The organism is Enterobacter sp. C6 (genome assembly GCF_008122455.1).
Lineage (GTDB): Bacteria > Pseudomonadota > Gammaproteobacteria > Enterobacterales > Enterobacteriaceae > Enterobacter > Enterobacter pseudoroggenkampii.
Genome location: NZ_QPFW01000221.1, coordinates 1 through 19051 on the forward strand (window position 1 = coordinate 1; position 19051 = coordinate 19051).

General features: G+C 55.2%; 13 protein-coding genes. 4 read left to right on the forward strand and 9 right to left on the reverse strand.

Going from position 1 to position 19051, the window contains the following annotated elements; translation table 11 throughout:
* From DOU50_RS12330 to pflA, 4 genes are all read left to right on the forward strand, one after another.
* Positions 1 to 966 (forward strand): YcaO-like family protein (locus tag DOU50_RS12330; protein ID WP_194266145.1); only part of this gene is annotated, 966 nt, incomplete at its 5' end.
* A 406-nt stretch (positions 967 to 1372) separates the two neighbouring features.
* Positions 1373 to 2230 (forward strand): formate transporter FocA, encoded by an 858-nt coding sequence (gene focA / locus DOU50_RS12335; RefSeq protein WP_008499974.1) that lies wholly within the window; start codon positions 1373 to 1375, stop codon positions 2228 to 2230.
* Between the two features lie 51 nt (positions 2231 to 2281).
* Positions 2282 to 4564, forward strand: coding sequence for a formate C-acetyltransferase (gene pflB / locus DOU50_RS12340; protein ID WP_024907798.1), 2283 nt, complete (start codon positions 2282 to 2284; stop codon positions 4562 to 4564).
* A gap of 203 nt (positions 4565 to 4767) precedes the next feature.
* Positions 4768 to 5508: a pyruvate formate lyase 1-activating protein gene (pflA, locus tag DOU50_RS12345; RefSeq protein WP_024907799.1), complete on the forward strand. Its 741-nt coding sequence runs from the start codon at positions 4768 to 4770 to the stop codon at positions 5506 to 5508.
* A 35-nt stretch (positions 5509 to 5543) separates the two neighbouring features.
* On the opposite strand, the gene DOU50_RS12350 is transcribed toward pflA, so the two are convergent.
* From DOU50_RS12350 to DOU50_RS12390, 9 genes are all read right to left on the reverse strand, one after another.
* Complete coding sequence (locus DOU50_RS12350) at positions 5544 to 6065, reverse strand: anti-virulence regulator CigR family protein (RefSeq protein WP_148769487.1); 522 nt, start codon at positions 6063 to 6065, stop codon at positions 5544 to 5546.
* 123 nt (positions 6066 to 6188) lie between these two features.
* Positions 6189 to 7337, reverse strand: a complete 1149-nt coding sequence (locus tag DOU50_RS12355) for an MFS transporter (RefSeq protein WP_048990991.1) — start codon at positions 7335 to 7337, stop codon at positions 6189 to 6191.
* A 275-nt stretch (positions 7338 to 7612) separates the two neighbouring features.
* Positions 7613 to 8476 carry a dimethyl sulfoxide reductase anchor subunit family protein gene (locus tag DOU50_RS12360; protein WP_148769488.1) on the reverse strand — a complete coding sequence of 288 codons (864 nt, stop codon included), beginning with the start codon at positions 8474 to 8476 and terminating at the stop codon, positions 7613 to 7615.
* A gap of 1 nt (position 8477) precedes the next feature.
* Positions 8478 to 9095, reverse strand: coding sequence for a DMSO/selenate family reductase complex B subunit (locus DOU50_RS12365; RefSeq protein ID WP_021240882.1), 618 nt, complete (start codon positions 9093 to 9095; stop codon positions 8478 to 8480).
* Positions 9096 to 9105: 10 nt separating this feature from the next.
* A complete protein-coding gene (dmsA, locus tag DOU50_RS12370) occupies positions 9106 to 11550 on the reverse strand; it encodes a dimethylsulfoxide reductase subunit A (RefSeq protein WP_090417538.1) in 2445 nt (814 codons plus the stop codon).
* A gap of 210 nt (positions 11551 to 11760) precedes the next feature.
* Positions 11761 to 13053 carry a serine--tRNA ligase gene (gene serS / locus DOU50_RS12375; protein WP_008499983.1) on the reverse strand — a complete coding sequence of 431 codons (1293 nt, stop codon included), beginning with the start codon at positions 13051 to 13053 and terminating at the stop codon, positions 11761 to 11763.
* 92 nt (positions 13054 to 13145) lie between these two features.
* Complete coding sequence (gene rarA / locus DOU50_RS12380; protein ID WP_024907805.1) at positions 13146 to 14489, reverse strand: replication-associated recombination protein RarA; 1344 nt, start codon at positions 14487 to 14489, stop codon at positions 13146 to 13148.
* 9 nt (positions 14490 to 14498) lie between these two features.
* Positions 14499 to 15113, reverse strand: coding sequence for an outer membrane lipoprotein chaperone LolA (gene lolA / locus DOU50_RS12385; protein WP_032639238.1), 615 nt, complete (start codon positions 15111 to 15113; stop codon positions 14499 to 14501).
* A 128-nt stretch (positions 15114 to 15241) separates the two neighbouring features.
* Entirely contained in the window at positions 15242 to 18931 is a 3690-nt protein-coding gene (locus tag DOU50_RS12390; protein WP_148769489.1) for a DNA translocase FtsK 4TM domain-containing protein, read from the reverse strand.
* Positions 18932 to 19051 lie beyond the last annotated feature (120 nt).

Sequence of the window (19051 nt, forward strand, 5' to 3'; positions counted from 1 at the left end):
ACCAACGGCACCTGCTTCGCCTCCTTCGGCGCGCACCCGGACTTCGGCGTGGCGCTGGAGCGTACCGTCACCGAGCTGCTGCAGGGCCGTAGCCTGAAAGATCTCGACGTCTTCACCCCGCCAACGTTTGACGATGAAGAAGTGGCCGAGCATACCAACCTTGAAACCCACTTCATCGATTCCAGCGGCTTAATTTCCTGGGATATGTTCAAGCAGGACGCCGACTATCCGTTCGTGGACTGGAGCTTTGCCGGAACCACGGAAGAAGAGTTCGCCACGCTGATGGCGATCTTCAACGCAGAAGATCAGGAAGTGTACATTGCCGATTACGAGCATCTTGGCGTCTACGCGTGCCGCATTATTGTTCCGGGCATGTCCGACATCTACCCTGCTGAAGATCTGTGGCTGGCGAATAACAGCATGGGTGCACACCTGCGCGAAACGCTGCTGGCACTGCCGGGCAGCGAATGGGAGAAAGAAGATTATCTAAACCTGATCGCCCAACTGGACGAAGAAGGCCACGATGACTTCACCCGCGTACGCGAACTGCTGGGTCTGGCGACCGGTAAAGACAACGGCTGGTATACCCTGCGTATCGGTGAGCTGAAAGCAATGCTGGCCCTGGCGGGTGGCGATTTGGATCAGGCTCTGGCCTGGACCGAGTGGACCATGGAATTCAACCAGTCGGTCTTCTCTGCCGAGCGCACCAACTATTACCGTTGCCTGCAAACCCTGCTGCTGCTTGCACAGGAAGAGGATCGCGAACCGCTGCAATACCTGAATGCTTTCGTGCGTATGTACGGGGCTGAGGCCGTAGAAGCAGCCAGCGCGGCCCTGAGCGGCGAAGCGCCGTTCTATGGCCTGCAGGCTGTTGATAGCGATCTGAAAGCCTTCCCGGCGCATCAGTCGCTGCTGAAGGCCTACGAAAAGCTGCAGAAAGCAAAAGCCGCTTACTGGTCAAAATAAGCGCACATAACATTATCAGCAGTAGGCGTATTCAATCGTCTGGGCTATATTACGGGGCAATTTCATTGCCCCGTTTTTTATTTTCTTCGGCAATGATTGTTGATTGTAATAATAAAGTTAAATACGGGTAAATATAATAATATTGATCTGGGCTTTACTGTTACTTTTTATGGTTAATACTCCATATTAATTAACTGTTTCAGAGGTGGCTGAACGAAAAAATTCAACTCTTTTCATAACTTTTAAAATTTATTTTTATACGGATAATCAAATACTTACTCCGCATTTGTCGTAAAACCATACACACTGCGGGCCTATAAGCCAGGCGAGATATGATCTATATCAATTTCTCTTCTATAATGCTTTGTTAGTATCTCGTCGCCGACTTAATAAAGAGAGAGTTAGTGTGAAAGCTGACAACCCTTTTGATCTTTTACTCCCCGCTGCAATGGCTAAAGTTGCCGAAGAAGCGGGTGTCTATAAAGCAACGAAACACCCGATGAAGACGTTCTATCTGGCGATCACGGCTGGTGTGTTCATCTCTATCGCTTTCGTCTTCTATATCACCGCCACCACCGGTACTGCCGGAATGCCTTTCGGCATGGCCAAACTGATTGGCGGCATTTGCTTCTCACTGGGTCTGATTCTCTGCGTCATCTGCGGCGCCGACCTCTTCACCTCAACGGTGCTGATTGTCGTGGCCAAGGCCAGCGGAAGAATTACCTGGGGTCAGCTGGCACGTAACTGGCTTAACGTCTACGTGGGTAACCTGGTTGGCTGTCTGCTCTTTGTTTTGTTGATGTGGCTTTCTGGCGAGTACATGACCGCCAACGGTGGCTGGGGCCTTAACGTCCTGCAAACCGCCGACCACAAAATGCACCACACATTTATCGAAGCCGTTGCTCTCGGCATCCTCGCTAACCTGATGGTCTGCCTGGCTGTATGGATGAGCTACTCGGGTCGTAGCCTGATGGACAAAGCCTTAATTATGGTTCTGCCGGTTGCGATGTTCGTTGCCAGCGGCTTTGAGCACAGTATCGCGAATATGTTCATGATCCCAATGGGCATTGTTATCCGCGACTTTGCAAGCCCGGAGTTCTGGACCGCAGTTGGTTCATCCCCGGAAAGTTTCTCTCACCTGACTATTATGAATTTCATTACTGATAACCTGATCCCTGTCACTATCGGGAACATTATCGGTGGGGGTCTGTTAGTTGGGTTGACATACTGGGTCATTTACCTGCGTGGCGACGATCATCATTGATGGTTTTCTCAGGCAGTAAATAAAAAATCCACTTAAGAAGGTAGGTGTTACATGTCCGAGCTTAATGAAAAGTTAGCCACAGCCTGGGAAGGTTTTGCGAAAGGTGACTGGCAGAATGAAGTAAACGTACGCGACTTCATTCAGAAAAACTATACCCCGTATGAAGGTGACGAATCCTTCCTGGCTGGCGCAACTGACGCGACCACCAAGCTGTGGGACAGCGTAATGGAAGGCGTTAAACTGGAAAACCGCACTCACGCGCCAGTTGATTTTGACACCTCCGTTGCTTCCACCATCACTTCTCACGATGCTGGCTATATCAACAAAGCCCTTGAGAAAATCGTTGGTCTGCAGACTGAAGCACCACTGAAACGCGCAATCATCCCGTTCGGTGGCATTAAAATGGTTGAAGGTTCCTGCAAAGCGTATAACCGCGAGCTGGACCCAATGCTGAAAAAAATCTTCACCGAATACCGCAAAACCCACAACCAGGGTGTATTCGATGTTTACACCAAAGACATTCTGAACTGCCGTAAATCTGGCGTTCTGACTGGTCTGCCAGATGCGTATGGCCGTGGCCGTATCATCGGTGACTACCGTCGCGTTGCGTTGTACGGTATCGACTTCCTGATGAAAGACAAATACGCTCAGTTCGTGTCTCTGCAGTCCGATCTGGAAAACGGCGTAAACCTGGAAGCGACTATCCGTCTGCGTGAAGAAATCGCTGAACAGCACCGCGCGCTGGGTCAGATCAAAGAGATGGCGGCTAAATATGGCTGCGATATCTCTGGTCCTGCTACCAACGCTCAGGAAGCTATCCAGTGGACCTACTTCGGCTACCTGGCCGCAGTTAAGTCTCAGAACGGTGCAGCAATGTCCTTCGGTCGCGTATCCACCTTCCTGGATGCGTACATCGAACGTGATATCAAAGCAGGCAAAATCACCGAGCAAGACGCTCAGGAAATGATTGACCACCTGGTCATGAAACTGCGTATGGTTCGCTTCCTGCGTACTCCAGAATACGATGAGCTGTTCTCCGGTGACCCAATCTGGGCAACTGAATCCATCGGTGGTATGGGCGTTGACGGCCGTACTCTGGTAACCAAAAACAGCTTCCGCTTCCTGAACACCCTGTACACCATGGGTCCTTCTCCGGAGCCAAACATCACCGTTCTGTGGTCTGAAAAACTGCCTCTGAACTTCAAGAAATTCGCCGCTAAAGTGTCCATCGACACCTCTTCTCTGCAGTACGAGAACGATGACCTGATGCGTCCGGACTTCAACAACGACGATTACGCTATCGCTTGCTGCGTAAGCCCAATGGTTGTTGGTAAACAAATGCAGTTCTTCGGTGCGCGTGCAAACCTGGCGAAAACCATGCTGTACGCAATCAACGGCGGCGTTGATGAAAAACTGAAAATGCAGGTGGGTCCTAAGTCTGAGCCGATCAAAGGCGACGTTCTGAACTTCGATGAAGTCATGGACCGCATGGATCACTTCATGGACTGGCTGGCTAAACAGTACGTCACTGCGCTGAACGTTATCCACTACATGCACGACAAGTACAGCTACGAAGCTTCTCTGATGGCGCTGCACGACCGTGACGTTATCCGCACCATGGCGTGTGGTATCGCTGGTCTGTCCGTTGCTGCTGACTCCCTGTCTGCAATCAAATATGCGAAAGTTAAACCAATTCGTGACGAAGACGGCCTGGCTGTTGACTTCGAAATCGAAGGTGAATATCCGCAGTTTGGTAACAACGACTCTCGTGTTGATGACATGGCGGTTGACCTGGTAGAACGTTTCATGAAGAAAATTCAGAAACTGACGACCTACCGTAACGCTATCCCGACTCAGTCTGTTCTGACCATCACCTCTAACGTTGTGTATGGTAAGAAAACCGGTAACACCCCAGACGGTCGTCGTGCTGGCGCGCCATTCGGCCCAGGTGCTAACCCAATGCACGGTCGTGACCAGAAAGGTGCGGTTGCCTCTCTGACCTCCGTTGCTAAACTGCCGTTTGCTTACGCGAAAGATGGTATCTCTTACACCTTCTCTATCGTGCCAAACGCGCTGGGTAAAGACGACGAAGTGCGTAAAACTAACCTCGCGGGTCTGATGGATGGTTACTTCCACCACGAAGCGTCCATCGAAGGTGGTCAGCACCTGAACGTGAACGTTATGAACCGTGAAATGCTGCTCGACGCGATGGAACACCCTGAGAAATATCCTCAGCTGACCATCCGCGTATCTGGCTACGCAGTACGTTTTAACTCCCTGACTAAAGAACAGCAGCAGGACGTTATCACCCGTACTTTCACTCAGTCCATGTAAGTGGAATTGACTGAAATCACGCGTTAACAAGCGTACAATAAAGGCTCCACGTCAGTGGGGCCTTTTTAGCACCCTCTCCACCTCAGTCTCTTTTGTCCGCTATCTATACTGAATGGATAACAGCCAAAACAGACTTAACACAGCCGGCTTTGAGCTGTGCATACACAGGCCCGGGACGGGCCGATGATGGAGATATCACCGCAATGTCAACTATTGGTCGTATTCACTCCTTTGAATCCTGTGGCACCGTCGATGGCCCGGGTATCCGCTTTATCACTTTTTTCCAGGGCTGCCTGATGCGCTGCCTGTACTGCCATAACCGCGATACCTGGGACACGCACGGCGGTAAAGAAGTCACCGTCGACGATCTGATGAAAGAGGTGGTGACCTATCGCCACTTTATGAACGCCTCCGGCGGCGGCGTCACCGCATCCGGCGGTGAAGCCATTCTGCAGGCTGAATTTGTCCGCGACTGGTTCCGCGCCTGCCGCAAAGAAGGCATTCATACCTGTCTCGATACCAACGGCTTTGTACGTCGCTACGATCCGGTGATTGACGAGCTGCTCGAAGTGACCGATCTGGTGATGCTCGATCTCAAACAGATGAACGATGAGATCCACCAGAACCTCGTTGGTGTTTCAAACCACCGCACGCTGGAATTTGCCAAATACATTGCCGATAAAGGCATTAAAACCTGGATCCGCTACGTGGTGGTGCCTGGCTGGTCAGATGACGACGACTCCGCGCACCGCCTCGGGGAATTTACCCGCGATATGGGCAACGTCGAGAAAATCGAGCTTCTGCCCTATCACGAGCTGGGTAAACATAAGTGGGTGGCAATGGGTGAAGAGTACAAACTCGATGGCGTGAAGCCGCCGAAGAAAGAGACGATGGAACGCGTCAAAGGTATTCTTGAACAGTACGGCCACAAGGTAATGTATTAAAGAAAGGCCCGGTGAGAACCGGGCCTTTTTATATTCTATTTAAAGACGCCGTTAATAACGGACGTCACAATAGCTGTACTCAGTGCAATTAAGACCAGGTCGTCACCCACTACCCGCCACTCATAGCCTGGATAGGAAGGAAGCTGACCCAGCATAGAGGCCGGCACGGTTTTCTTCGCAATGCCCGGAGGCAACGGCTTACCGCGCGCCAGGTTTTTCGCGATACCCGGAGGCAGAGACTTATAGCCCGTTAAGCCATAATTCAGCGCCAGATGGCGGGCATGATCGAAACTCACGCGAGCGTCGACATCGTTACCAACATCTTTACTGCTTTTAACGCTCTTATCCGATTTTCCAGGGTTATCCTGACCGTTATTTTGCTTATTGCCATGATTACCAGAATTCCCGTTACCATGACTGCCGCTGTTACCCTGTCCGCCACCGTTTCCGTGACCATTGCCATTCCCGTTGCCAGGATTAGCCATGACCGGAGCCGTTGCAAACGTTAAAGACAACACTACGGCCAGTGCGGTAGTGGAAAAACGACGAATAGACATGATTGCTGCCTTATAGTGGTAGGACTCACATGAATTATCGTCTGACGCAATAAACAAACAATAAGTAAAACTCTTAGTTGTAATGGGGACAAAAAAGCCTGTCATCGACAGGCTTTTATTTAATCAGGCATGTGCCACTGGCGTTGGGTGCTCTCCCGCTTTGCGCAGCAGCATTAAAAGATAAATAAACGATACGCTGGCGATCATGATAAACAATAAATTATCAGAGTAATTCTGCATCAGCATCGCGGTAAACGTCGGCCCTAATAAACTGCCGATGGTATAGCTCAGTAACAGCGCCTGGTTCATTGCCACCAGCTGGTGATGTTCTACTTTCTCACAGGCCCAGGCCATCGCAACCGGATAGAGCGTAAAGCCGGCGGCCCCGAGAATAAACAGCGCAGGCGCCATCGCGGCGTTGCTGAGCATGGCAAGGCATCCCATGATAACCACGAAGACCTGAACGCGCAGCACCAGCAGACGACCGAAACGATCCGCCAGACGGCCAATCGGCCACTGCCCGACAATACCCGCGCTTACCATGACCGCCATCCAGAAGCCAATTCCGGAATCGCTGACGCCCTGATGATTAAGATAGAGCGGCATCAGGCCATAGAGCGAGCCCAGCACAATACCCGAGATAATGCAGCCGTTAACGCCCAGACGCGCCTGACGCAGTCTGAGCATTGGCCAGACGTGGGTCGCTTCCTGATGCTCGCTGTTCTGGTTCACAATGCGCGTGAAGAGCAGCGGCAGGATCGCGGCCAGCACCATGCCCGTTACCCACGGCAGAACGCTCATCAGGTCGGTTGGCAGCTTGCTGACCATCAGTTGTCCCAGCACGGTGCCGACGTAGTAAACCATCATATAGGCCGCCAGCAGCCGACCGCGGTTGCGGGTGGTGCCGCTGCACATCAGCGCACTTTCAACCACCACCCAAATCATCGCGCAGCCTACGCCAGCGATAAAGCGCCATGCCATCCAGCTCCAGAAGCCGACCATCAGGCCCAGCCCGGCACACCCGGCGGCGAAAATCAGCGAGGCCAGATAATAGCTGCGGTTAAAGCCAAAGCGCTTAATCAGGCTCCCGGTCACCAGCGTACCCAGCAGGTTCCCGGTAAAAAAGGACGAGCTGACCATACCCACCTGCCAGGTCGGTAAGTTTTCATGGGCGAGCCACAGCGGGACGAGCGTATTTAACACTGCGATCGCCAGGGTCAACAGAAGCAGGCCACAGAGCAACAGCAGCACTGGCCGGGTATAGGTGGTCATGGATTAAAAACCGTGAGGAAGTTCAGATTTCGTGCGCATCATGCCACTGGCAAAAACAAAGTCAATCCACTGATTTAGCCGCCTCGCACAATATGTTCCCTGTCGATTTAAAAAACTTATCCTGCTAATGCCACGCCTGCTATAGATATTAATTATGTCTCTGTTTTCATTTATTAATGGGCAAAATTAAAACAAAACGACAGTCGAAAAATTTCATGATCGAAAAAAGCAAAAGCCGGGCACTCAGGCCCGGCTTGATATAACCCAATACACCGTTAACTGGCGACAGCCATACCAACGGTCATATGCAACCCGTAGAACACGCCGCGACCAATCAGTTCACCCGTCAGTACCAGCACAAAAGCCAGTGACAACAACGGCAGCGCAGGCTGATAACCTTTGAGCTGAGGGGCAATCCAGAATACCAGCGCGGCGACCAGCAGAACGATACGCCAGGCCATCAGAGAACCGTAGTCCGGCACCAGGGCAGAGGCCTGCTGGATAGAGCTGTGAATGGTTGCCAGTTCAGAACCCTGCATCAGGGCAACCATCGCACTCACTACCAGCGCCAGCAGCGAAACCGCGGGCAGCAAACGCATTGCCCACCCGTCTACGCCCGCCACGCGCAGCAGCAGGTAGCCCAGCAGCGGCCCGCCGATAAACATCGTCAGGAAGAAGCTCATTGGCGTCCAGACGCTGTACCAGGTGGGGACGGTATCAATGGTGTTATAGACACGCACCATCATCCATACGAACACCACGCCCAGCACCATGGTCAGGATCAGCCACAGGCTGCGCAGACCCGCAGGCAACTTCTTCATAGCGGCCAGCAGCCAGCCTAGCCCACCGACGGCAAAGAAAATTGCGCCACTGGCAATCTCGTTACTCAGTGATGAGGCTCCCACGCGGTTCAGAGAGTTAAACGCGCGCATCGGCGAGCCCAGGTGCAGCGTTGAGGCGATAAAGCCAATCCCCATCAGCACCCACAGGCCAAACATGCTCAACACTAAACGCTGCTGCTGTTCAGCATTGAGCTGACCTTTCAACAACGCCAGCGCGAGCACAATGAAGCCGCCCGCCACGCACTGACCAAAGACCGTGAAGATCATCAGCGGCCATTCATGCCATCCACTTCCCATCTCACACCTCCTTCGGGTTTGCCAGGTAGCCGGTGGTGTCACCTGTAGGACGGCTGTTGGCGTTAGGTTTAATCACAATACTCGGCTTCGTGAAGTGCGCAGACGGCAGCGGTGCCACGGCGGCGAGCTGACCGTGTTTCTGACGCAGCTCTTCAATCGGGCCGAAGTCCAGCGCGCGCAGCGGACAGGACTCGACGCAAATCGGCTTTTTGCCATCCGCTACGCGGGTGTGGCAACCATCGCATTTGGTCATATGGCCCTTGGCAGCGTTGTACTGCGGCGCGCCGTATGGACAGGCCATATGGCAGTAGCGACAGCCGATGCAGACATCTTCATCCACCACCACAAAACCGTCTTCGCGCTTGTGCATCGCTCCGCTCGGGCAGACCTTGGTACATGCCGGATCTTCACAGTGGTTACAGGCAATCGACAGGTAGTACGCAAAGACGTTCTGATGCCAGACGCCGTTATCTTCCTGCCAGTCGCCCCCGGCGTATTCATAGATGCGGCGGAAACTGACGTCCGGGGTCAGGTCTTTGTAATCTTTACAGGCCAGCTCGCAGGTTTTGCACCCGGTGCAACGGCTGGAATCAATAAAAAATCCATACTGGGTTGTCATCGGCTACTCCTTAAACCTTTTCAACCTGGACAAGGTTTGTGTGGGATGGGTTGCCCTTCGCCAGCGGCGACGGACGCTGCGTGGTCAGCACGTTAATACTGCCCGCCTGGTCGATGCGGTTGGCATCAGGGCTGTACCAGGCCCCTTCCCCCAGCGCCACCACGCCTGGCATCATGCGCGGCGTCACTTTGGCCTCAATGTGCACCTCGCCGCGACCGTTGAAGATGCGTACGCGATCGCCATTGCTGATGCCGCGTGCTTTAGCATCCATCGGGTTGATCCACATCTCCTGACGGCAGGCGGCCTTCAGCACGTCGACGTTGCCGTAGGTGGAGTGCACGCGCGCTTTGTAGTGGAAACCGGTCAGCTGCAGCGGGAATTTCGCCGTCAGAGGATCGTTGTAGTTTTCGAAACCTGGCGTGTAGATCGGCAGCGGATCGATAACGTCCCCTTCCGGCAGCTCCCAGGTCGACGCGATTTTTGCCAGCTCTTCGGAGTAGATTTCGATTTTGCCCGACGGCGTGGTCAACGGGTTCGCCTGAGGATCTTCACGGAACGCTTTATACGCTACGTGATGCCCTTCCGGATCGCGCTGTTTGTACATACCCTGCTTGCGGAAGGTGTCGAAGTCCGGCAGGTCAGGGATCGCTTTACGGGAGAGTTCATGCAGATGGCGCATCCACCCTTCCTGAGTACGTCCCTCGGTAAACTGCTGCTCAACGCCAAGACGTTTCGCCAGCTCAGAGGTCATCTCATAGATGGTTTTGCACTCGAAGCGCGGTTTAATCGCCTGGTCAGTAAAGATCACGTAGGACATGTTGCCGCAGGAGGCGTCCAGCGCGAAATCCATCTGCTCAGAGGCGGTGCAGTCCGGCAGCAGAATATCGGCATATTTCGCCGAGGAGGTCATGTGGCAGTCGATCACTACAATCATCTCGCACTTCTTGTCATCCTGCAGGATTTCATGGGTGCGGTTGATTTCTGAATGCTGGTTAATGAGACAGTTACCGGCATAGTTCCAGATCATCTTGATCGGCACGTCCAGCTTGTCTTTGCCGCGTACGCCGTCGCGCAGGGCGGTCATTTCCGGACCCCGTTCGATCGCATCGGTCCACATAAACATGGAGATGCTGGTCTGAACCGGGTTATCCAGCGTCGGCATACGTTCGAACGGCACTTCATATGAGCCTTCACGCGCGCCGGTGTTACCGCCGTGAATGCCGACGTTGCCGGTCAGAATGGAGAGCATGGAGATGGCACGTGTCGCGATTTCGCCGTTCGCATGACGCTGCGGACCCCAGCCCTGGCTGATATAGGCCGGTTTGGCTGAGCCAATCTCACGCGCAAGCTGAACGATACGCTCTGCCGGGATGCCGGTGATGGTGGACGCCCACTCCGGCGTTTTCGCCACGCCGTCGCTGCCCTGACCGAGGATATACGCCTTGTAGTGACCGTTTGCCGGCGCGCTGGCGGGCAGGGTTTTCTCGTCATAGCCGACGCAGTATTTATCCAGGAAAGGCTGATCGACAAGGTTCTCTGTGATCATCACCCACGCCAGGGCGGAGACCAGCGCCGCATCGGTACCCGGACGAATGGGGATCCACTCATCTTCGCGTCCGGCACCGGTGTCGGTATAGCGCGGATCGATGATGATCATGCGGGCATTGGATTTAGCGCGGGCCTGTTCGAGGTAGTAGGTTACTCCGCCGCCGCTCATGCGGGTTTCGCCCGGATTGTTACCAAACAGAACGACCAGCTTACTGTTTTCGATATCAGACGGGCTGTTGCCGTCCGCCCAGCCGCCGTAGGTGTAGTTCAGGCCTGCTGCGATCTGCGCCGAAGAGTAGTCACCATAGTGATTGAGATAACCGCCGCAGCAGTTCATCAGGCGCGCCACCAGCGTTTTACCTGGTGGCCAGGAGCGGGTCAGCGTGCCGCCGAGCGTCCCGGTGCCGTAGTTCAGGTAGATGGATTCGTTGCCGTACTCTTTGATAAGGCGCTGCATATTGGTGGCGATGATGTCGTAGGCTTCATCCCAGCTAATTCGCTCGAACTTCCCTTCCCCGCGCTTACCGACGCGCTTCATCGGGTATTTCAGGCGGTCCGGATTATAGACACGACGACGCATGGAGCGACCACGCAGGCAGGCACGGACCTGATGTAACCCTTCGTAGTTATCGTCCCCGGTATTGTCGGTTTCGACATATTTAATTTCACCATCCACCACATGCATACGTAGCGGACAACGGCTACCGCAGTTTACGGTACAGGCACTCCACACCACTTTTTCCGGGGCAGTGGCCGGAGACAGAGCCTCTGCCGCCGACGCCAGTCGGGTAAAGGGGAGCGTGAAGGCACTGCTGGCTACGGCCAGGCCGCCTATGGCCGTGGTTTTCATCAACCCACGGCGAGTGACCTCGGCAGCCATTAATGCTTCAGGCGCGTTGATTTTCATAGAGACTCACTTTGGTTGCTCACAAAGAAAAGAGAGGCGGCGCATACCGCTATGTAGTTTTATATATAACGAATATCTTCGTTATCAGCTTTTTGTGCTGACTTTCATTCGGAGGAGTATTACTACTTTAGAGGGAGAGGTTATTGCTTCGTATCAAATCAAAGGCATAAAAAAAGCGCCTTGAGGCGCTTTTTTGTTTTAAGACAAATATTAGCCGATGTACTGCTGGCCTTTCATGTATGGACGCAGCACTTCAGGGATCTCAATACGACCGTCTGCCTGCTGGTAGTTTTCCAGCACGGCAACCAGCGTACGGCCTACAGCCAGACCAGAACCGTTCAGGGTATGCACCAGACGGGTTTTCTTGTCAGATTTGCTGCGGCAGCGAGCCTGCATGCGGCGCGCCTGGAAATCCCAGACGTTAGAGCAGGAGGAGATTTCACGGTAGGTGTTCTGCGCAGGCACCCACACTTCCAGATCGAAGGTCTTGCAGGCGCCAAAGCCCATATCACCGGTACACAGCGCCATACGACGGTACGGCAGACCCAGCAGCTCCAGCACTTTCTCAGCGTGGCCGGTCATCTCTTCCAGCGCGTCCATGGATTCTTCAGGACGAACGATCTGCACCATCTCAACCTTGTCGAACTGGTGCATACGGATCAGACCGCGCGTGTCGCGACCGTAAGAACCGGCTTCAGAACGGAAGCACGGAGAGTGCGCCGTCAGTTTGATTGGCAGGTCGTCTTCGTCAATGATCTCATCACGCACGAGGTTAGTCAGCGGCACTTCAGCGGTTGGTATCAGCGCGTAGTTGCTGCTGTCTGCTTCTTCGTCCAGCGGACGGGTATGGAACAGATCGCCGGCAAATTTCGGCAGCTGGCCCGTACCGTACAGCGTATCGTGGTTGACCAGATACGGTACGTAGGTTTCGCTGTAACCGTGCTGCTCGGTGTGCAGATCCAGCATGAACTGCGCCAGCGCACGGTGCAGATGGGCAATCTGGCCTTTCATCACCACGAAGCGAGAGCCGGTCAGCTTAACCGCTGCCGCAAAGTCCAGGCCCGCGTGCATTTCGCCCAGCGTCACGTGATCGCGCACCTCGAAGTCAAACTCACGAGGCGTGCCCCAGCGTTTCACTTCAACGTTGTCGTTTTCATCTTTGCCGACAGGCACGCTGTCGTCAGGAATATTCGGGATAGCCAGGGCAATATCACGAATCTCGGCCTGAAGAACGTCCAGCTCAGCTTTCGCCTGATCCAGTTCTTCACCCAGTTTGTTCACTTCCAGGCGTAATGGCTCAATATCTTCCCCGCGCGCTTTCGCCTGGCCGATGGATTTCGATCGAGAGTTACGCTCTGCCTGCAGATTTTCAGTTTGTACCTGCAGAACTTTACGACGCTCTTCAAGAGCGCGCAGCTTATCTACATCCAGCTTAAAGCCCCGGCGTGCCAGTTTTTCAGCGACTGCGTCTGGCTCATTACGCAGCAGATTGGGATCGAGCATGCTTATCCTGTGCTTATCGAATTAAAATAGGAAAATGTGACCACAGCCTGCGGCCACAAGGATACATTGCCAACATTACCGCAACGATTGAACTAACGGTAGCGTTTTATAGGGCTATTTTGATCCTGTCCGGCGAGCCAGGTGAGCTTTTCACCAATCTTGCCCTCAAGACCTCTGTTTGTGGGGTGATAATAGCGCGTTTGTGCCATCTCCTGCGGGAAATATTCCTCCCCGGCAGCGTAGGCATTGGGTTCGTCGTGAGCGTAGCGATACTCCTGCCCGTAACCCATCTCTTTCATCAGCCTGGTCGGCGCGTTACGCAGATGAACCGGCACATCGTAGTCCGGCCTTTCGCGCGCGTCGGACATCGCCGCTTTGAAGGCGGTATAAACCGCATTGCTTTTCGGCGCGCAGGCCAGATAGACAATCGCCTGCGCTATGGCACGTTCGCCTTCCGCGGGTCCAACGCGGGTGAAGCAGTCCCAGGCCGAAAGCGCGACCTGCATGGCGCGAGGATCGGCATTGCCGACATCTTCTGACGCAATCGCCAGGCAGCGACGCGCGACGTATAACGGATCGCCGCCCGCAGTGATAATGCGCGCGTACCAGTAAAGCGCCGCATCCGGCGCGCTGCCGCGCACGGACTTATGCAGCGCCGAGATCAGGTCGTAAAAACGGTCGCCTTTGTTATCGAAACGCGCGCTGCGCTCCCCGGCAATTTCGGTGAGCAGCTCCTGCTTCAGCACCCGCTTTCCGGCATCGTCGACTTCGGCCATATCGGCCATCATTTCCAGCGTATTCAGCGCCCGACGCGCATCGCCGTTGACCAGCTCGGCAATCGCACGACGCGTGTCGTCAGGCAGAACGATATCCTGCCCGCCGTAGCCCCGCGCTTTGTCGTCCATCGCCTGAGTAAGAACCTTTTCGATATCCTCTGTCGTCAGCGATTTGAGCAGGTAAACGCGCGCGCGGGAAAGCAGCGCCGAGTTCAGCTCAAACGACGGGTTTTCGGTGGTCGCGCCGATGAAGAAGATCGTGCCGTCTTCAATATGCGGCAGGAAGGCATCCTGCTGGCTCTTGTTGAAGCGGTGGACTTCATCCACGAAGAGGATGGTGCGCCGCCCGGCATTGCGGTTCTGCCGCGCACGCTCGATCGCTTCGCGGATCTCTTTCACGCCGGAGGTGACCGCCGAGATGCGTTCAACGTCCGCGTTGGCATAGCGGGCGATCACTTCTGCAAGCGTGGTCTTGCCGGTACCAGGGGGGCCCCAGAGGATCATGGAGTGAAGATGCCCGGCCTCAATAGCGCGCGGCAATGGCTTACCGGCAGCCAGCAGGTGCTGCTGGCCGATGTACTGCGCTAAATTTTCTGGCCGCATGCGAGCGGCCAGAGGTTGAAACGCGTTATCTGAAAAATCGAGCGACAGATTGCCCACTCACGCCTCTTACTTATTGCGTTGGTCGTCCACCGTTACGCCCTGCGGCGGGGTAAAGGTGAATTTCGATGCATCAACGGCGCCGTTCTGCTGAGATTTAAGCTGGTAGCTGCTGCGCTGATCGTCCTGCTCAACCGCGCCGAACTGATTAATGGTACCGTTGGTGCTTACGTTAATGGTGAACTGCTTCAGGTTGCCGTTGCTACCTTTCGGCGTCAGGACAAACTCGTCACCCGTTTGTTTAATATTGTACTGCTGCCAGTCGCTGGCCTGGTTACGGGCAATCAGCATAAACGGCGTATTGCTGGTGGCATCCTTCAGCCAGGTCGCCGTAGCCTGCTCAACGAACGGGTTGAAGAACCATAAGGTTTTGCCGTCAGACACCAGGATGCTCTCATCCGGCTGGGTCATGTGCCAGTTGAACAGATTCGGGCGTTTTACCCACAAATCTCCCTGGCCTTCCTGCACCGCGTTGCCGCTGCCGTCAGTCACTTTTTGCGTGAAGCTGGCGTGGAAGCTGCTTACTTTATCCAGTCGGCTTTTAAGGTCGCTGGCTGCATCAGCCCAGACGCTGCTGGCGACAAAACTGGTGAGTAATGCACAGGCGATGGCGATTTTTTTCATTGTTATTCCTTAAAATACGTCTTCCCGATATGGGGTTTCCGTCTTCTATTCTGGACCTGCCCGAAGGCAGGCGACAGAAGAAAATGCTTAATTTTGGCTGATTTACCCTTCTTTGCAATCGCTGAAGGTTAATCAAACGGCGGCGGTGCCAGCACCTCGCGGTTACCGTTATGCCCCTGCTCGCTCACAATGCCCTGCGCTTCCATCTGCTCGATGATACGCGCCGCGCGGTTATAGCCGATGCGGAACTGACGCTGCACCCCAGAGATGGACGCTTTGCGTTTTTCGGTAACGAAGCTAACCGCCTGATCGAATAACGGATCCAGCTCTTCGCCGCCGTCGAAGCCACCGCCACCGCCTTCGCTTTCCGTATCGCTGGTAATGCCGTCAACATATTGTGGACGACCGCGCGCTTTCCAGTCCTGCACGACGGCGTGAACTTCCTCATCGCGGACGAACGCACCGTGGACACGCACCGGAGAGGTGGAGTTCGGGCCGGAATAGAGCATGTCACCCATACCCAGCAGCGACTCTGCGCCGCCCTGGTCAAGAATGGTACGGGAGTCAATTTTACTTGATACGGTAAAGGCGATACGCGTCGGAATGTTCGCTTTGATAAGGCCGGTAATAACGTCTACGGAAGGACGCTGGGTCGCCAGCACAAGGTGAATACCGGCCGCACGCGCTTTCTGCGCCAGACGGGCAATCAACTCTTCCACTTTCTTACCGACGGTCATCATCAGGTCAGCGAATTCATCGACCAGCACGACGATATAAGGCAGTTTTTCCAGCACCGGATGCTGGGCATCCATGCTGTCACCCGGTTTCCAGTAAGGATCCGGAATCGGACGTCCCATGCGCACCGCCTGGGCGATTTTCTCGTTATAACCGGCCAGGTTACGCACGCCCAGCGCAGACATCAGCTTGTAGCGGCGTTCCATCTCATTGACGCTCCAGCGCAGGGCGTTGGCGGCGTCCTTCATGTCGGTCACAACTTCGGTCAGCAGATGCGGGATGCCTTCGTAGACCGACAGTTCGAGCATTTTCGGGTCGATCATGATGAAACGCACATCTTCCGGCTGCGCTTTATACAGCATGCTGAGGATCATGGCGTTCACACCGACAGACTTACCGGAACCGGTAGTACCCGCGACCAGCAGGTGAGGCATTTTCGCGAGATCCGCCACCACCGGATCGCCCGCGATATCTTTGCCAAGCACCACGGTCAGCGGAGATGGGTTATCGCGGAATTTGGTGTTATCCAGCACTTCACGCAGGTAGACGGTCTGACGTTTCTTGTTCGGCAGCTCAAGGCCAACGTAAGGTTTACCCGGAATTACTTCCACCACACGTACCGCCACGGTCGACAGAGAACGCGCCAGGTCGCGGGACAGGTTGGAAATGCGCGCGGCTTTAACGCCAGGCGCCAGATTCAGTTCAAAACGGGTGATAACAGGACCCGGCGAGTAGTTCACCACGTCCGCCTTGATGCGGAAGTCAGCCAGACGGGCTTCGACCAGACGCGCCATTTGTTCGAGCGCGAAGGTATCGACCGGTTCCACTTCTGACGGCGGCGGCGTTAACAGATCCAGAGACGGCAGCGGCGTGCTTGGACGCTGCAGCGGACGACTGTCACCGTTACGCATCAGCAGCGGGTGAATCAGGCTCTCCTGCGGCTGAGGCGCAGGCTGCTGGAACTGCGGCGGCTGTGGTGCCTGCTGCGGTTGCGCATACGGCTGCTGAACAGGTTGTTGAGGCTGCGCGTAGGTCTGTGGTGCTGGCTGCTGGCGCAGAGGCGCTGCTTCCGGCATCACGCTCGGGGTAAATAAAGGCTCGCTCGGGCCATCATCCACCAGATCCTTCATCGGCGAAAATTCAAAATCAGACAGCGAGAACGGGTTTGCACCCGCCGGTTGCTCACCGGAATAGCGCTGCTGCTGGGTGGCGGCAAACTGGCGCGCCAGTTCTGCTTCTGCCGCGTCCTCTTCATCTTCCAGCACCGGTTCATCGTGCTGGTATTCTTCACCGTAGCGCTGATTCTGCTGCGCTGCGAACTGGCGCGCCAGCTCGTCCTGCTGCATTTCATCGGCGTCATCTTCGTAGTCAGACTCGCGCGCTTTCTCTTCAGCCATACGCTGGGAAGGCAGCTTGATACCGTAGGAGGCAAGCTCTCGGCGGGTTGGAACGCGAACGCGGTTAGGGCGAGGCAGTTGCGGACCAATCCCCTCCTTCACCTGAGGGCGTGGCGCGCCCCCTGTTGCCAGACTAAATACAGGTGCAGCCGCGGCAGCGGCCGCGGTAGCCTGCTTCACGCTTTCCGCTACGGGTGCGACTGCAGGCGTCGGGTCGATCGGTGGAACGGAAACAGAAGGCGCTTTCGTCACCGGCTCCTGCACCGGTTCAGGCACCGGCTGGTACCAGGCAGCCAGCTGCTCGCGTTCACGCGCACGACGCTCTTCGACTTCTTCGAAATAGTATAGCGGTGGACGGGCAGGCTTCACTTCTTCCACGATTTCAGGTTCAGGCTGCGGCTCAACATAAGGCTGCACAGGTTCAACCGGTTCAGGCACATACTCCTGATAAGGCTGGGCCACCGGCTGTTCATCGTGCGGGTAATTTTGCGGTTCATACGCAGGCTGCGGCGGCTGATAAGGCTGCTGCCACTGCTCCTGCTGCACAGGGACGTAGCTTTCAGGTTCAGGCGCGATAACGGGCTCCGGCGTGTGAACACCGGGCGCAGTCTGCCAGTCAACCTGCGGCTGCTGAATAACGGATTCCGGCGGCGAAACCGGCGCGGATGGCATCACAGCGTCGACCGGCGCGGCATACGCCTGCGCAGCGGTCGTCGCGGCTGCTGCTGCCGCAACCGGCTCGGTAACCGAGTGGCCATTTAACAGCGGATCGTATTCGTCGAAGTCACCCGGCATGGCCCGGCTGCCGGAGAAGAGCACATCGTCAGGATCGACGGCGACACCCGCCGCGCGATACGCCACCTGCTCGTCTTCATCCATGCGTTTACCGGAGAAGAGCGCCGCATCGGTTTTACGGCCAAGCGGGTTGGCAAATTTCTCAGCAACACGCTGACGACGCGCCAGCGCGCCGCGCAGAATACGCGCACGACGAGACTCGCGACGCTGCACAGGCGCGTCATCTTCCTCTTCCTCTTCGTACTCGTCTTCATCAACCCACGTATCGTCACGACGGGTACGGTTGCTGGCGAAGGTCAGAATAGTGAGGATAAAACTGCCGATTTTCTCGGCAATGCTCACCCAGGACCAGCCGGTAAACAACGTCAGCCCGGCCGCCCAGATGCAGAGCAATGCGAGCGTGCCGCCGCTGCTGTGCAGCATTGGCTGTAGCGCAGAGCTCAACAAACTGCCGATCACCCCGCCAGAGGCGAAGTACCAGATATCATCCGCATTAATCGCTGCCAGCCCGCACGAGGTGAGGATCAGCGCCAGCGCGCCAATCAGGCGCAGCGACACGGCGAAATAGTCGATGTAATCATCGTTCTGACGATGACGCCACGCAAACCAGCATCCGCCAATGATAATGACGGGAAGGGTATAGGCCATCACACCGAAAATGAAAAACAGCGTGTCCGCAAGCCAGGCACCGGGGACACCGCCTAAATTATGGATAGGCTCATGCCATGCAGTTTGTGACCAGCTGGGATCCGAGGGGTTGAAACTGAGTAAGGCTGCCATCAGCCAGACGGCAAAAAGGGCAATAACAATCAGCAAAGCCTCGAGGAGACGACGTCCGCTGCTTAGCTTCGATAGTGTGACTTCTTTGTCTTCAGTGTATTCCTGGCTCAAGAAAGGCTCTCCAGGTATCAGGCATATCCTGCCTGTTTGCTAAAACGGACAACAGTGCCGGGACTCCCCGGCACTGTTGCTGTATGGATTAACAGGAGTGTAATCAAACTACGCTGATTT

What these genes read in the sequence shown, in the direction of transcription:
- DOU50_RS12355 (WP_048990991.1), bottom strand. Translation starts at nt 7,337, where the DNA reads ATGACCACCTATACCCGGCCAGTGCTGCTGTTGCTCTGTGGCCTGCTT.
- DOU50_RS12360 (WP_148769488.1), bottom strand. Translation starts at nt 8,476, where the DNA reads ATGGGAAGTGGATGGCATGAATGGCCGCTGATGATCTTCACGGTCTTT.
- pflA (WP_024907799.1), top strand. Translation starts at nt 4,768, where the DNA reads ATGTCAACTATTGGTCGTATTCACTCCTTTGAATCCTGTGGCACCGTC.
- pflB (WP_024907798.1), top strand. Translation starts at nt 2,282, where the DNA reads ATGTCCGAGCTTAATGAAAAGTTAGCCACAGCCTGGGAAGGTTTTGCG.
- dmsA (WP_090417538.1), bottom strand. Translation starts at nt 11,550, where the DNA reads ATGAAAATCAACGCGCCTGAAGCATTAATGGCTGCCGAGGTCACTCGC.
- serS (WP_008499983.1), bottom strand. Translation starts at nt 13,053, where the DNA reads ATGCTCGATCCCAATCTGCTGCGTAATGAGCCAGACGCAGTCGCTGAA.
- lolA (WP_032639238.1), bottom strand. Translation starts at nt 15,113, where the DNA reads ATGAAAAAAATCGCCATCGCCTGTGCATTACTCACCAGTTTTGTCGCC.
- DOU50_RS12350 (WP_148769487.1), bottom strand. Translation starts at nt 6,065, where the DNA reads ATGTCTATTCGTCGTTTTTCCACTACCGCACTGGCCGTAGTGTTGTCT.
- DOU50_RS12365 (WP_021240882.1), bottom strand. Translation starts at nt 9,095, where the DNA reads ATGACAACCCAGTATGGATTTTTTATTGATTCCAGCCGTTGCACCGGG.